Origin of the sequence: Rufibacter ruber, from assembly GCF_001647275.1 — a bacterium.
Classification (GTDB): Bacteria; Bacteroidota; Bacteroidia; order Cytophagales; family Hymenobacteraceae; genus Nibribacter; species Nibribacter ruber_C.
Genome location: NZ_LRMM01000016.1, coordinates 1 through 14,031, shown reverse-complemented (window position 1 = coordinate 14,031; position 14,031 = coordinate 1). Strand labels below are relative to the sequence as shown.

The 14,031-nt window shown below is 48.1% G+C and carries 10 protein-coding genes; 8 read left to right on the top strand and 2 right to left on the bottom strand.

Going from position 1 to position 14,031, the window contains the following annotated elements:
* Positions 1-39: 39 nt before the first annotated feature.
* On the bottom strand, positions 40-336 hold the full coding sequence (locus tag A8O25_RS08330) for a sll1863 family stress response protein (protein WP_066833463.1): 297 nt from the start codon (positions 334-336) through the stop codon (positions 40-42).
* 438 nt (positions 337-774) lie between these two features.
* On the opposite strand from A8O25_RS08330, the gene A8O25_RS08325 reads away from it, so the two are divergent.
* From A8O25_RS08325 to A8O25_RS23775, 8 genes are all read left to right on the top strand, one after another.
* Entirely contained in the window at positions 775-2,598 is a 1,824-nt protein-coding gene (locus tag A8O25_RS08325) for a TrkH family potassium uptake protein (protein WP_153042655.1), read from the top strand.
* Positions 2,599-2,609: 11 nt separating this feature from the next.
* Positions 2,610-3,296, top strand: a complete 687-nt coding sequence (locus A8O25_RS08320; protein WP_066833460.1) for a potassium channel family protein — start codon at positions 2,610-2,612, stop codon at positions 3,294-3,296.
* A gap of 173 nt (positions 3,297-3,469) precedes the next feature.
* Positions 3,470-5,074 carry an alpha,alpha-trehalase TreF gene (treF, locus tag A8O25_RS08315; RefSeq protein ID WP_082893524.1) on the top strand — a complete coding sequence of 535 codons (1,605 nt, stop codon included), beginning with the start codon at positions 3,470-3,472 and terminating at the stop codon, positions 5,072-5,074.
* Positions 5,075-5,229: 155 nt separating this feature from the next.
* Positions 5,230-6,408, top strand: a complete 1,179-nt coding sequence (gene nhaA, locus A8O25_RS08310) for a Na+/H+ antiporter NhaA (protein WP_066833458.1) — start codon at positions 5,230-5,232, stop codon at positions 6,406-6,408.
* A gap of 491 nt (positions 6,409-6,899) precedes the next feature.
* The gene (locus A8O25_RS08305) at positions 6,900-9,434 is read left to right on the top strand and encodes a PAS domain-containing sensor histidine kinase (protein ID WP_074987955.1); all 2,535 of its coding nucleotides are present in this window, start codon (positions 6,900-6,902) and stop codon (positions 9,432-9,434) included.
* Between the two features lie 8 nt (positions 9,435-9,442).
* Positions 9,443-9,856: a response regulator gene (locus A8O25_RS08300; RefSeq protein WP_066833452.1), complete on the top strand. Its 414-nt coding sequence runs from the start codon at positions 9,443-9,445 to the stop codon at positions 9,854-9,856.
* Positions 9,857-10,008: 152 nt separating this feature from the next.
* Positions 10,009-11,652, top strand: a complete 1,644-nt coding sequence (locus A8O25_RS08295) for an ABC-F family ATP-binding cassette domain-containing protein (protein ID WP_066833450.1) — start codon at positions 10,009-10,011, stop codon at positions 11,650-11,652.
* Between the two features lie 387 nt (positions 11,653-12,039).
* Complete coding sequence (locus tag A8O25_RS23775) at positions 12,040-12,663, top strand: YqaE/Pmp3 family membrane protein (RefSeq protein ID WP_241498967.1); 624 nt, start codon at positions 12,040-12,042, stop codon at positions 12,661-12,663.
* 414 nt (positions 12,664-13,077) lie between these two features.
* Here the strand turns inward: A8O25_RS23775 and A8O25_RS08285 are convergent, their stop codons facing one another.
* On the bottom strand, positions 13,078-13,632 hold the full coding sequence (locus A8O25_RS08285) for a hypothetical protein (protein WP_066833447.1): 555 nt from the start codon (positions 13,630-13,632) through the stop codon (positions 13,078-13,080).
* Positions 13,633-14,031 lie beyond the last annotated feature (399 nt).

Sequence of the window (14,031 nt, the reverse complement as noted above, 5' to 3'; positions counted from 1 at the left end):
GTTTTAACCGTATAAAAAGAGTTGCCTGTTCCCAGGATTTTAAAAGAGTTTCCTGATTCCTTCGCCTAGCTCCTCCAGGCTTTTCTTGATTTCCTGCCAGGTGCTCTCAGTGGCCGTAGAGGAGCTTTCTAGCTTTTGCGCAATCAGAGTGCGTTTGGCCTCTAAGGCCGAAATGTGCTCATGGTAGGTGTGGTTAGAGTCGGCGGTGGTGGCGTTGGCCCGGCCTTTCAGCACTTTTATCTTGGCGTCCAGTTCCTCTAAACTTTGTCTGGCCTCCTTCTCGTTTAAGTGTTCTGGGGCCCGCATGTTCTCCGGGCGAAGGTTATAAGTATCCATAGTTTTTCGGTTTAAGGTTCTGTGGTTGCATTTAAATTACTGGCAATCGGTAAAAATGTTCTGCTTTGCCTACATTTGCCTAAATGCCTTTTGGGTAACGTCTAAGAAGTAGGGCATGTTGGGCGTTGCGCGGCAATAGAAATCCGTAAGGCTGCCTGGAAGTTGTCACCAGCCTGGAGTAGGCCAGCTTTCTTTTCTGTTTTGGCCTACTTTTTAAAAAACAGGCCAAAAACGAAAGACATTCCTTGTCCAGTAAAACTCGTAAAGCAATGCCCAAGTCGTTACGAGAGGGCTTCCAGAACTTTTGATCACCTTCAGAATGCAGGTATGGGGCTCAAAAGAGGCACAGAAAGTGCATTACTATTTAGTTAAGGGTACAGTTAAAACAAATACGGGCCCCTGGCCACCCGCGCCATTATTTTCGTTATATATTAAAGCATGAAGAATAAGCAGGACAGGATAAAACACTCCCCCACACTGGCCATTTTGGGCCAGTCGCCCCGCATAGTGTCTTTTCTTGATTCGTTCCTTCTTTACTTTAGCAGTTTCGGGCTGTTGCTTTTTCTGTATGACATTGGCTTTGAAAAGGAAGAGTCCTCCTCAACGCTGCTTCATTACTTTTACCATGCCTTCTTCCTGACAGTTCTGGGAAGTTTGGGGGTGAGAACCTACCTCATGCGGAAGGAGCTGTCCAGACGCCCTTCCCTTATTTTTGAAGGTTTGTTGCTGTCTTTTATGGCAGTGGCGGTCATTGCCCGTTTTATACTGAAGAATCAGATCACCAGTGCCAGTACCCTCTTGCGGTTCTTTGACAGTGAGCAAGTCATCTACTTTGTTATTTTCTATGTCTTTCTGGTAGAGATCTCTAAGAAGACATTGCTTTTCTACCGTCCCTCTTTTCATCCGGCGCAGTTGTTTATCCTGAGTTTTGTCTTTCTGGTGGCGGTGGGAACCGGTCTGCTGCTCCTGCCGCAGGCCACGTATGAAGGTATTTCGTTTATTGATGCGGTGTTCACCGCCACCAGCGCCGTTTGCGTGACCGGTTTGATCACCCTTGACACGGCCACGGTGTTTACGCCTACGGGCAAGGTGATGATCCTTATTCTGATTCAAGTGGGCGGGCTGGGCATTATGACCTTTGCCAGTTTCTTTGGGATCTTTTTCAAAGGTTCCTCCCTGCAGAGTTCACTGTTCATGCGGGACTGGCTCAATGAAGACAACCTGAGCCAGATTACCAGAACCCTTTTCAAAATAGTCACCATTACCCTGGGCATTGAACTGCTGGGCGCGGGCTTGATTTATCTCTGCCTGGAACCCCTGTCCAGTGAGCTGATGCCAGACAGGATCAGCTTTTCACTGTTTCATGCGGTCTCTGCCTTCTGTAATGCCGGCTTTTCTACCCTCAGCATGGGGCTTTATGACCCCATGATCCGGTTTAACTACCCGCTGCAGTTGGTTATTGCCTTTCTGGTGATCATGGGGGGGTTAGGGTTTCCAATTGTTTTTAACCTGTACCGGTTTGTGCGGCAGTTGTTCCTTCGCCTGTACAACAGATTCCGTAATCAAAGAACGGTAAAGCATACTCCGCGGGTGCTGAATGTAAACACCCTTCTGGTCACAATCACCACGCTGGTGCTGCTGGTGGTGGGCATGGTGCTGTATTTTCTGCTGGAATACAACAACACCCTGGCAGAGCACACATTGGCCGGTAAGATAGTGGGGGCATTTTTTGGGTCGGTTACTCCCCGTACCGCTGGTTTCAATACCGTTGATATGGCGGCCTTGACCGCTCCCACGGTTCTGCTGTATCTCCTTTTAATGTGGATAGGGGCTTCCCCTGCCTCTGTGGGGGGCGGTATTAAAACCACCACGTTTGCAGTTGCCATTCTCAATATTATCAGCCTGGCCCGGGGCAAAGACCGGGTAGAGGTGTTCAGGCGTGAAATTGAGCAGGAGTCTGTCTACAAAGCTTTCGCCATCATTCTGCTGTCCTTGCTGGTGATTGGCCTTTCTGTCTTCCTGGTGACGCTCTTTGACCCGCAGCTGGGGTTGGCGGCCGTGGCTTTTGAGTGTTTTTCAGGCTTTAGCACGGTGGGGCTTTCAGTGGGGATCACCTCCCTGTTGAGCACCCCCAGCAAAGTTGTTTTGATTGTAACCATGTTTTTAGGGAGAGTGGGCACCCTGACCCTCATCATTGGTTTGTTGAGAAAGGTTTCAACGCTGCGGTACCGCTATCCCACAGAAACCATCATTATCACGTAAAAATTTGCGCTATGCGATACATTGTCATAGGATTAGGATACTTTGGGTCCTCCCTCTCCATCCGGCTCACCGAAATGGGGCATGAGGTCATTGCCGTGGACCGGGATATGCAGAAGGTGGAGTTCTACAAAGACCAGGTGACGCACACGGTTTGTCTGGATGCCAGTGATTTCCAGTCGCTTTCTACCTTGCCTACCGCTGAGACAGACGTGGTGCTGGTGGGCATAGGCGAGGATTTAGGCGCTTCTGTCATGGCTACCGCTATTTTTAAGCAGTTGCAGGTGAAACGCCTGATCTGCCGTGCCATTTCTCCGCTGCACCAGACCGTGTTAGAGGCCATAGGGGTAGATCAGATTATCAGGCCGGAGCAGGAAAGTGCAGAGCGGCTGGCCAAGAAGCTGGAGATGCGCGGGGTGATTGATTCGTTTGACCTGGCAGAAGACTACAACATCATTGAAGCCACCGTGCCTGAGCGGTATGTGGGCTTAACCATAGCTCAGTCAGACTTCAGGGCGCGCTACCAGGTCAACGTGCTGACCATTCTGCGCAACAAGGAGAGCCGGAACATCTTTGGCCGGTCCCAGCCTAAGCCAACCGTTTTGGGGGTGGTGAGTGGTGACACCGTCTTTGAGGCAGGAGACATTCTGGTGGTTTTTGGCAAAATTCAAGACATTGACCGGTTGCTGCATGAAAGGTAGTTCCACTTTTCAGCTAGGCTGATCTTACGCCATAATGAAGTTTGGAGCGGGTTCTGTTTTGCTGTTTTGCAAAACAGCCCGAAAACAGAACCCGTTTGCCTGGCGTGATACCCAGATTATATCCGGAAAGAAGGCTTTGTGCGTACAATAGTGGAGCAAACTACCTCAAGTACATGAAGCACATTGTCTCTGCCGCGTCTTTTACCCGTCTGTTTTTCCTGTTTAGAATTATACTTCCCGTATTGCTTTGGGCCAGCCTGCAAGCAGGGGTTTTGGCTCAATACAGGCCACATGAGCAGTTGGGCCCGTTGTTTAAGGCAGTTCAGCTGCAGCCGGTCTTTCCAGATTCTAAAACGTTCACTGACTGTATTCCCAAGGCACCTCCTGAGAAAATCCTGCAGGCGTATGAACAGGAAAAAAGTAAAGCAGGGTTTGACCTGAAAGGCTTTGTGCTGACCTATTTTGAGATGCCGCCCGCCTTTGCCACCAACTTCCAATCAGACCCCAGTAGACCCGTGGCAGACCATATAAAAAGCCTTTGGCCCGTGCTCACCCGGCAGCCCAGCCCTGAGCAGAGTTCCCTGATTCCGTTGCCCAAGCCCTATGTGGTTCCTGGCGGAAGGTTTAGGGAAATCTACTATTGGGACTCCTACTTTACCATGCTGGGGCTCCAGGAGAGCGGGGAGGTAGCGCTTATCCAGCACATGGTAGATAATTTCGCCTACCTGATCAATACTGTTGGGCATATTCCCAACGGCAACCGCAGTTACTATGTAAGCAGGTCTCAACCGCCCTTCTTTGCTTTGATGTTGCGAATTCTGGCGAAGGAAAAAGGGCGGGAGGTTTTAACGTCTTACGCTCCCGTGCTCTTGAAAGAGTATGCCTTCTGGATGGAGGGGGCCAAAAGTTTGAGCAGTGAGAACCCAGCCCATAGAAGGGTGGTCAGGCTGCCAGACGGGAGCATCCTAAACCGGTACTGGGATGATGACCCTTCCCCCAGGCCAGAAGCCTACAAGGAAGATGTAGAGGTGGCCCACGCCTCCGGCCGAAACGAGCAGGAGGTGTACCGGGACCTGAGAGCCGCCGCAGAATCTGGCTGGGATTTTAGCAGCAGGTGGTTTGGAGATGGTAAAAGCCTTGCTACCATCAGGACAACGGAGTTGGTACCGGTTGATTTAAACTGCCTACTCTACCACATGGAGCTCACGCTGGCAGATATGGCCCATTTGCAAGATAACAAGTCTGAGGAGCGTCACTACCGGCGTATGGCAGAAGCCCGCAGAAACGCAATTTTAAAATACTGCTGGAGTGAGGCCGGGGCGTTTTTCTTTGACTATGATTTGAAAAAGCAAACTACGTCAAACGTGGCTACCCTGGCCGGGGTGGCGCCTCTGTTTTTCTGCATCGCCACAAAAGCCCAGGCCGAGGCGGTGGCCCAACGTTTAAAGGATGAATTTCTGCAGCAGGGGGGGCTTGCCACCACCTTGAACCATACGGGCCAGCAATGGGATGCCCCAAACGGATGGGCCCCGCTGCAATGGATGAGCATTCAAGGGTTAAGGGCATACAAGCATCACCCACTCGCCAATACCATTGCCCAGCGTTGGGTTGAGCAGAATGTGCAGGTGTACCAGCGTACCGGTAAACTAACCGAGAAATATAACGTGGAGGTTGCTGGTGAAGAGGGCGGTGGGGGAGAGTACCCTAACCAAGATGGGTTTGGCTGGACTAACGGCGTACTGCTACGGCTTCTGCAAAAGCAGGCAACAATTAAATAACAGTGTTTTGCAAAAGCTTCTCAAAAACTAGGATTATCTTTTGAATCAAGGCGAAAGCGTAACGTTTTGGCTAGGACAGAGTACCTTAGAAGATAGGTCAGGAGGGAAAGGGAAGTGGAGAAGCAAGTGCCTCAGTACAATTCAATCCATTCTTTATGATCCGTCAATTCATCAATTTAACAGTTTTTAAGAATTTCTTCAGGTCAGCCTCCGCAGGAGGGTTCATTCTCCTGTTTTTTGTAGCGGTTTCTCTTCTTGTTGCCAATTCTCCTTTAAGCAGCCAACTGGAAACGCTTCTTGCCACTGAAATAGGGGGGAGGCCGGCCGGGATAGACCTTCAGTACTCCCTGCTTTTGTGGGTGAATGACGGTTTAATGGCAATTTTCTTTTTACTGGTAGGCCTGGAGATTAAGCGGGAGCTGATAGAAGGGGAGCTTGCTTCTGTCAGGCAGGCGTCTTTGCCCGTTTTAGCGGCCATAGGCGGGGTGGTTGTGCCCGCTTTGATATACCATGCCATTAACAACAACTCTGAAACCGCAGCCGGCTGGGGAATTCCAATGGCTACTGATATTGCCTTTGCCATAGGCATTCTCTCTATTTTAGGCCGGCGGGTGCCCTTGGGCCTCCGCATATTCTTAACCGCACTGGCCATTGTAGATGATCTGGTGGCGATTGTAGTGATTGCCGTATTCTATTCAGAAGAGCTGCATGTAGATGCGCTGCTTTATGCTGGGGGAATCTTTGCCTTACTCATTGTCTTCAATAAACTGGGTATCAAAAGCCTGGTCTTTTACCTGATCCCCGGAGCCGTCATGTGGTATTTTGTGCACCACTCAGGGGTTCATGCCACTATTGCTGGCGTACTGACGGCCCTTACGGTACCTACCAACCCCACCGCCGACGAAAGTCCGCTGGAGAAGCTGGAGCATGCCATTGTAAAGCCGGTCAATTTCTTGATCATGCCCATCTTTGCATTTGTGAATACCAACATACAGTTTGAGGCCGGAATGCTGCAGGGGTTAACAAACAAACTAGGCTTGGGTATTCTGTTGGGGCTGTGCCTGGGCAAGCCTTTGGGCATTTTGGTAATGTCATGGCTGGCGGTGAAACTTAAGATCAGCAGTCTTCCTGAGGGGGTGCAGTGGGGGCAGATGCTGGGGGTGGGGCTATTGGCTGGCGTGGGTTTCACCATGTCTATCTTTATTGCGCTGCTTTCCTTCAGTAACCAGGAATGGCAGACCAATGCCAAGTTTGCTATTCTGGTGGCCTCCCTTATCAGCGGATTGGCAGGCTTTTTAGTCTTAAAGAAAGCCATTGGCAATCTGAAGGCATAAAAACGCTTTGTAGTTCTTGGGGACAGCCGCTGTCAATTAGACCCGTCACTTGTGGGCCAACCGCTTATGTCTCTGTTAAGGGTATTCTGTTTTAGGCCTGTTTTTTAGAAAACAGGCCTAAAACAGAACCGGAAACTCATCAAATAAAGTGTCCACTAATCTTTCTCTTACTTCTACCTGCCTTAAAAGACAGTAATACTTCATTTTTTTTATGATAAACATAGTTACCTAAATGGCTCCTGATGCCGTAGTTTTTAAAGCCAGTATTATGGTTGATAATGGAGAAGGATTATTAAAGTGCAATTACTAAACATAATAAAAATAACGTTTATAGGAGGTGCTTGAAATGGATAAAATATGATTATGTATAGTTAAAATTCAATTTATAGAATAGTTTATTGACTTAAATAAATAACAGAGCTATCTTTATAAAACTATTTATTTTATAAAAAATCAAACAGGAAAACTGTAAATATACCAATAGGAGTACTATGGCTTTCAATGTAAGGGATCAAATCATGTGCAATAGGTTTGACTTAATTTGTGCCATTGGTATAGACGGTAACATTCTACAAGTCAGTGAAGCTGCTGTTCCCATTCTAGGGTATGATTCAAAAGAATTGGAAGGCACCTCTTTCATAACCCATGTGCACCCGCGTGATCAGAAGAAGACCGGGCAATACCTGGAGCAGATAGAGAATGGAAAGACACCCAAAGACTTTTTAGAGAATTGTTTACTACAGAGAAATGGTGCGCCAGTTAACCTGATATGGTCTTTCTCCTGGCTGGAAGAAGATCAGGCGCACTTTGGTATAGGGCGTAAGACAGCAGAGCAGAGCCAAACCCATCAACAGCTTCGCAAGCAGGAGGAGCTTCACAAGGCGTTGATGGAAAGCGGAGCAGATATGTTTGCCCTGGTAGACCCACAGGGAGGGATCCTTCACTGCGGGGGAGCTGTTTTTCGCACGCTGGGTTATGGGTTAGAAGAGTTGCTTGGCAGAAATGTCTTAAGTTTTGTGCACCCAGAAGACCAGCCCAGGATCTTAGATATTTTCCGACAGCTTTCAGAAGAAGAGAATACCTCTGTCATTGAATTCAGATGTAAGACTGCAAGCGGCAACTGGGTGTGGGTAGAAACCATTGGGAGAAATCAGTTGCAGAACCCCTATATCAATGCGCTGGTGCTAAGCTCACGGGAAATAACGGAGAGAATCTACCATAGGGAGCAGCTGCAGCAACGTGAGCAGCAATTCAGGGCTCTGTTTGAGAATAACCCAGATATGATTCTGGTAGAAGACCGGAACGGGAACATTCTAGAAGCCAATCCCACTTTTCTGGACACGCTGCACTTGTCAAAGGAGGAAGTGGTGAACAGGCACCAGTCTGAATTTTTGCCCCCCGAGGTGGCCCCCGTTTGTGAGCAGAAACTGCGGGAAGCCTTTGAGGGGAATAAAGTCTCCTGTGAGATAGAATTGCCGGGGGGGAGCGGGCAAAAAGTTATCTTACACCTGAGCAAAATCCCTATTGTGGTGGGGGAAGAAGTAATGGCGGTGTATGCTGTTTTACGGGATGTCTCAGAGGTGGCGTTGGCCCAAAGAACCATTCAGAAACAGGCGTCTGAGTTGAAAAATGTTTTTGAAAGCATAACAGATGCTTTTTTCGCCGTTGACAAGCACTGGAATTTTATCTTTATCAACGATCAGTTCAGACAACTCCTCAACCTTTCCCCAGGAGGAGACCAATTAGGTAAAAACTTATGGGATGTGTTTCCTGAGGACCTGGGCGGGCAGTTTTACAGGCAGTACCAGTATGCCATGGCCACGGGAACCACGGTGCATTTTGAGGCTTTCCTGGAGAAGCTGGGAGCTTGGTTAGAAGTAAAAGCATATCCTTCTGAAGAGGGGCTGTCAGTTTACTTCTCAGATATCACAGAGCAGATAAAGTCACGCCAGGAGTTGGAAAAGCTCTCTCTGGTAGCCAGCAAGACTAGCAACGGCGTTATGATTGCAGATGCAGAAGGCCGGGCCGAATGGATTAACCAGGCCTTTACCAATATCACGGGCTATGAGCTGGAGGAGGTAGTGGGTGAATTTCCCTTAGAGCTGTTAAAGGGGCCGGAGACAGACGGGCATGTGCTAGATCAGATGTTAGAAAAACTGAAGCTTGCGCAGCCCGTTTCTGAAGAAGTCCTCAATTACTGCAAAAACGGGGAGAAGATTTGGCTGAACCTGGATATCACCCCGGTTTTAGATGAAAATGGGCAGATTGCAAAGTTCATCACCATACAAACAGATGTGACCTTCAGAAAAGAGATTGAGGCCAGCCAGATTAAAATGACCCAGGACCTGTTCCACCAAAACAGAGACCTGCAACAGTTTACCTACATTGTGTCACATAACCTGCGGGCGCCAGTGGCCAATGCGTTGGGCCTGGCAGATTTGCTCACCAAAGTAGACAAAACCTCTAACGTCTTTGAACAGGCGCTGGCCAACCTCAAAAAAAGCGTATTTAAATTAGACACCATTCTCAGGGACCTGAGTCTGGTGCTTTCCATCAGAGACAAACAGGAGGTGCTTGAAAAAGAACCGGTGAGTCTGGCTGATATCTGTGAGCAGGCCTGGCAGAATTTTCAGGAGTCATTGAGCGGCTGCGGCGGTTCCATGCGGTTTGACATAGAGACTGGTCTGTCAGTGAAGGCAGACCGCGCCTACCTGTTCAGCATCTTCTATAACCTCATCTCCAATGCCATCAAATACCGGTCAGACCACAGGCCGTTGCAAATTGAAGTCAAAGCTTACCACATTCCTGAGGGGAAGACTATCATTTTCTCTGATAACGGCACTGGTTTTGACCAGGCAAAAGCCGGGAACAATGTCTTTAAACTTTATAAGAGGTTTCATACAAACAAACAGGGCAGGGGCATAGGCCTCTACCTTGTGAAAACCCAGGTAGAGGCCATGGGTGGGAAGATTGCCGTTGAAAGTAAATTGAATGAAGGAACCCGTTTTATAATCACCCTGAGTTAAGCATACCCATGAAAACATTTTTAATTGATGATGATCCCATCAGTCTTTTTCTGACAGAACAACTACTATCCCTGGAAGGGCTGGGTGCTCAGGTGGTTCCCTTTGGATCTGCAGAAGAGGCGTTCCTGGCCGTGGTGCAGGCCCTTCCGCATAAAGCCCCCATGCTGGTATTTTTAGATTTAGAGATGCCGGTCTTGAACGGGTGGGAGTTTTTAAAAGCGTTAGAGCCGTACACCCCTGTCTTAGCGCAGACCAGCAGGTTCTATATTCTAACATCATCGTTGGCCAAGTCTGATCTGGAAAAATGCAATGAGTTCCCGCTGGTGCAACGGCTCCTGCACAAGCCGCTCAAGCAGGAAGACATTGCCCTTATCTTAGAGGAAATGCAATCCAGCCAGTTACAGGCCGAGCTGCAGGCTTGACGTTTTGGGGCTGTTTTTCAGAAAACAGCCCCAAAACGGATATTGAGAAGGTATGGGTGCTGAGTTCCTTCCCCTGTGTTTCTATCTGCAAGTGAAGAATATACAACAAGGGGAACTAAATAGTATCTTTGCGTCCTTATTTTCCCAAAAAGATGATTTCAGTTGACGCAGTATCTGTTGAGTTCAACGGCTCAGCGCTTTTCAGTAACGTAACGTTCAATATCAATGAAACCGACCGCATTGCCCTCATGGGGAAGAACGGGGCCGGAAAATCAACCCTCCTGAAAATTATTGCCGGGGTGAACAAGCCCACCAAAGGCAAAGTGTCTGCGCCCAAAGATGCGGTCATTGCCTACCTGCCCCAGCACCTGCTCACAGAAGACAACTGCACCGTGTTTGAAGAGGCGTCTAAAGCCTTCGCCAATATCCTGGAGATGAAGGCGAAGATGGAGGACCTGAACACCCAACTGGAGACGCGTACAGACTATGAGTCTGACGGGTACATGAAACTCATTGAAGAGGTCTCAGAGCTGAGTGAAAAATACTATTCCATTGAGGAGATCAACTTTGACGCCGAAGTAGAAAAGACCCTTTTGGGGCTTGGTTTCCTGCGACCAGACTTTGCCCGTTCCACCCGGGAATTCAGCGGGGGCTGGCGCATGCGCATTGAGCTGGCCAAGATCCTGTTGCAGAAGCCAGATTTGATTCTGCTAGATGAGCCTACCAACCACCTTGACATTGAATCTGTGCAGTGGCTGGAAGATTTTCTGGTAAACAACGCCAAAGCGGTGATAGTCATCTCCCATGACAAAGCCTTTGTAGACAATATCACCAACCGTACCATTGAAGTGACCATGGGCCGGATCTATGATTACAAGGTGCCATACACCCAGTACCTGCAGCTGCGCAAAGAGCGGCGGGAGCAGCAGCAGCGCCAGTATGATGATCAACAAAAAGAGATAGCAGAAATCACCGCGTTCATTGAGCGTTTCAAAGGAACTTACTCTAAAACCCTGCAGGTGCAGTCACGGGTGAAAATGCTGGAGAAGATTGAAATCATTCAGGTAGACGAGGTAGATACTTCTGCCCTGAACCTGAAGTTTCCGCCAGCGCCCCGTTCCGGGAATTACCCCGTTATTGTAGACGGCCTTACTAAGAAGTACGGGGAGCATACGGTGTTTCAGGACGCTTCCCTTACCATTGAGCGGGGCCAGAAGGTGGCCTTTGTAGGGAAGAACGGGGAAGGGAAGTCTACGCTGATTAAAGCCATCATGGGCGAGATTGACTATGAGGGGCAGCTTCAGTTAGGGCACAACTCCATGATCGGGTATTTTGCGCAGAACCAGGCGGCCTTGCTGGATGAAGACCTTACCATCTTCCAGACCATAGACCAAATTGCCGTGGGGGAAATCAGGACCAAAATCAAAGACATCCTGGGCGCGTTCATGTTCAGTGGTGATGCCATTGACAAGAAGGTGAAAATGCTCTCTGGGGGCGAGAAGACCAGATTGGCCATGATAAAGCTTCTGTTGCAGCCGGTAAACCTGCTGATTCTGGATGAGCCCACCAACCATTTGGACATTAAAACCAAAGATATCCTGAAAGATGCCCTCAAAGCCTTTGACGGTACGTTAATCCTGGTTTCCCATGACCGTGATTTTCTGGACGGTTTAGCTGAAAAAGTGTTTGAGTTTGGCAACAAACGCATAAAAGAGCACTTTGAGGACATTAACGGCTTCCTGAGAAACAAAAAAATGGAAAACCTGAGGGACATTGAAAGAAAAGTGACTGCGTAGTTTTCACCCTTTGCAAAACATGGAAGAGGGCAGCCCCGCAAGGGCTGCCCTCTTCCATGATGATGAAGGTGCTAAGTTTTGTAGAAGTTGCGGAGGCCTGACAAGTGAGTCATAAAGGCCTGACAGCCAGTTTTCTGGGTTTTATAAAGAGTTGGTGCCAAGGTGGTAAAGGTAGAAGGACAGGTTTGGGATCTGGTTCCGTTCAACATGACAGAGGATGAACTAGTAAGCTCCAAAACTTTTGAATGTTAATAAAAAATTGAAGAAAGTTTAAAGGGCAGTAGAACTATCTGGCAAAAGGGGAGTAAAAGAAGTAGCCTTCATGAACGCGGCAGAAAGGAAGAGGGGGAAGGCTATACTTTTTGTTTAACCCTTATTTCTTTTTTTATGAAGTCAAAAGTTCTACTACAGTTGATTGCAGTACTCACCGTAGGGCAATTTTTATTCTCTTGCAGTACTGCAGAGTACTACCGCTTCTCAGCTACCAAGCCAGACTATTACCAGAAAACAAAAGCCAAGCCGGCAGCCACCCCAGAGATGGAGCAAGCCGCCCCAGCCCCGGCTGCTGAGCAGCTGGCCTCTGTCACAGAGAGTCAATCACTGCTAGAGGCAGAAGCCCATCTGGAAGCCAGTGCCGAAGCCCCCAAGCCTGTGCTCTTTGAAAAAAGAAACCTTTCTGAAAGCAAAGCCCCACTGGTGAAACCGGCTGTTGCCCCGGCTGAGAAGAAAACTATCAAGGAAGAAGAGGTGCTGGTGATGGCCAAAGAAAAACTGGCTTCCATGACCAAAGCAGAGAAACGCGAATTCAGGAAAGAGGTAAAAAATACCCTTCGTGATGCCAATGCCTCCAGCAATATTCTTATGATTATACTGGCTATTCTGATACCGCCGTTGGCCGTTGGTCTGTATGAAGGCATCACTTCCCGCTTCTGGATCAGCCTTTTGCTTACCCTGCTATTCTACATACCAGGTATGATCTACGCCCTGTTAGTGGTGACTGATACCATCTAGTGATATTGAAATCTATGCGAACAAAAAAGGGGTAGGCATATCATAGCCTACCCCTTTTTTTGTTCACGCATCTATGGGTTAGAATTGCTCCAAGGTAAAACTTATCCTAACAAGAAGGCCCGGCAGATGTAGTCTGCCGGGCCTTCTTGTTAAGAAGCTGTCTCATCAATGGTTTATACCCAATGCCTTTTTCTGTTTTTAGCCTGCTTTTCTAAAAACAGGCCAAAAACAAAAGACATTATTTGTGTTGTAGAAAGCTGCAAGTCCTACCGAAGTGGTTAAGAAATGACTTCTAGTTTAATTTGATTGCCAGTGGTTAGAAAATGAACTACAAGGGGGCGGGATTTATAACCAATGCAAAAGAAGCGTTCCCCTTTCATAAATTTACTGCAAAGAAACAATGAGGTGGGGCTGCTAATTTTGGGCAATTGCCCTGGCCAGCATCTTCTTGTGGAGGCTCTCCAACAGGTTGTCTATAAAAGTGGTGGCCTGTAGCTGTATCTCATGTAATTTTTCAGCGGGTATCTGGTCTTTTTTATCATTCTCCCCGTTGATCAAAAGCTGTTCGGCGGGAAACGCCTTCCTTTTTTTACCCAGTACTTGAAAATCTTTGAGCTCATATCTGTAGGTGCTCTCTTTCAGGACGCTGCTTTCTACCACTGCAAGGTTCATGGTGAAATACAACGGATACCGCTGCTCCACCCCCTGTGCATCAACATATTTAAGCACAGTATGAAAGGTGCCGGTATAGGTGTTGGATTCTGGGTGAAAGGTAAAGCCATGGGCTTTTTCTTTATTTTCTTTGAGCCATTCTTTGACTTTCGGCTTCAGGTCATAGTCTATTTTGACCGTATCTCTTTTATTCCCCCTATAGACAATGTGATTCTTTTTCCCTTCCACCGGAAAATCCTGGCAGAGGGCTGTGAAGGAGGCGACAAGTGACAGAAACAGTGTAATACTCTTTTTCATAGCAGGTACATGTTTGGCCTAAACAAGTTATGTGCTAGGTGCTTACGGGAACCCAAAGACTATGTTCGTTTCTGTCAGGAATGGTGACGGTGGCTTAGGGAGCAGGTTGATGACAGAACCCAGCTTTAAGAAATGGGTGGCCACAAAGGGTTTCTGCTTTGTTGTCTAGGTAATTTTGTGGAGTGGTTCGCTCCTCGTTTTACGCAACGTTCACCCATCTGGAATAGCTTCTACAGAGTGCAGGAACAATTTGCAGTTTCAGAGCTGCATTGGGCAATCACTATTGGCAACATAAGAAAGAGGGGTAGAGACACTGCCTGCTTTTAAAGATTACCGGTTTCAAGGCACAGGAGGGTGGAGAGGTATTCTGTTTTCGGCCTGTTTTTCCAAAAACAGCCG

Bases quoted from the DNA above. Each gene is read 5' to 3' on its own strand.
- A8O25_RS08320 (WP_066833460.1), top strand. From the start codon at position 2,610: ATGCGATACATTGTCATAGGATTAGGATACTTTGGGTCCTCCCTCTCC.
- A8O25_RS08330 (WP_066833463.1), bottom strand. From the start codon at position 336: ATGGATACTTATAACCTTCGCCCGGAGAACATGCGGGCCCCAGAACAC.
- A8O25_RS08305 (WP_074987955.1), top strand. From the start codon at position 6,900: ATGGCTTTCAATGTAAGGGATCAAATCATGTGCAATAGGTTTGACTTA.
- treF (WP_082893524.1), top strand. From the start codon at position 3,470: ATGAAGCACATTGTCTCTGCCGCGTCTTTTACCCGTCTGTTTTTCCTG.
- A8O25_RS08285 (WP_066833447.1), bottom strand. From the start codon at position 13,632: ATGAAAAAGAGTATTACACTGTTTCTGTCACTTGTCGCCTCCTTCACA.
- A8O25_RS08300 (WP_066833452.1), top strand. From the start codon at position 9,443: ATGAAAACATTTTTAATTGATGATGATCCCATCAGTCTTTTTCTGACA.
- A8O25_RS23775 (WP_241498967.1), top strand. From the start codon at position 12,040: ATGAAGTCAAAAGTTCTACTACAGTTGATTGCAGTACTCACCGTAGGG.
- A8O25_RS08325 (WP_153042655.1), top strand. From the start codon at position 775: ATGAAGAATAAGCAGGACAGGATAAAACACTCCCCCACACTGGCCATT.
- A8O25_RS08295 (WP_066833450.1), top strand. From the start codon at position 10,009: ATGATTTCAGTTGACGCAGTATCTGTTGAGTTCAACGGCTCAGCGCTT.
- nhaA (WP_066833458.1), top strand. From the start codon at position 5,230: ATGATCCGTCAATTCATCAATTTAACAGTTTTTAAGAATTTCTTCAGG.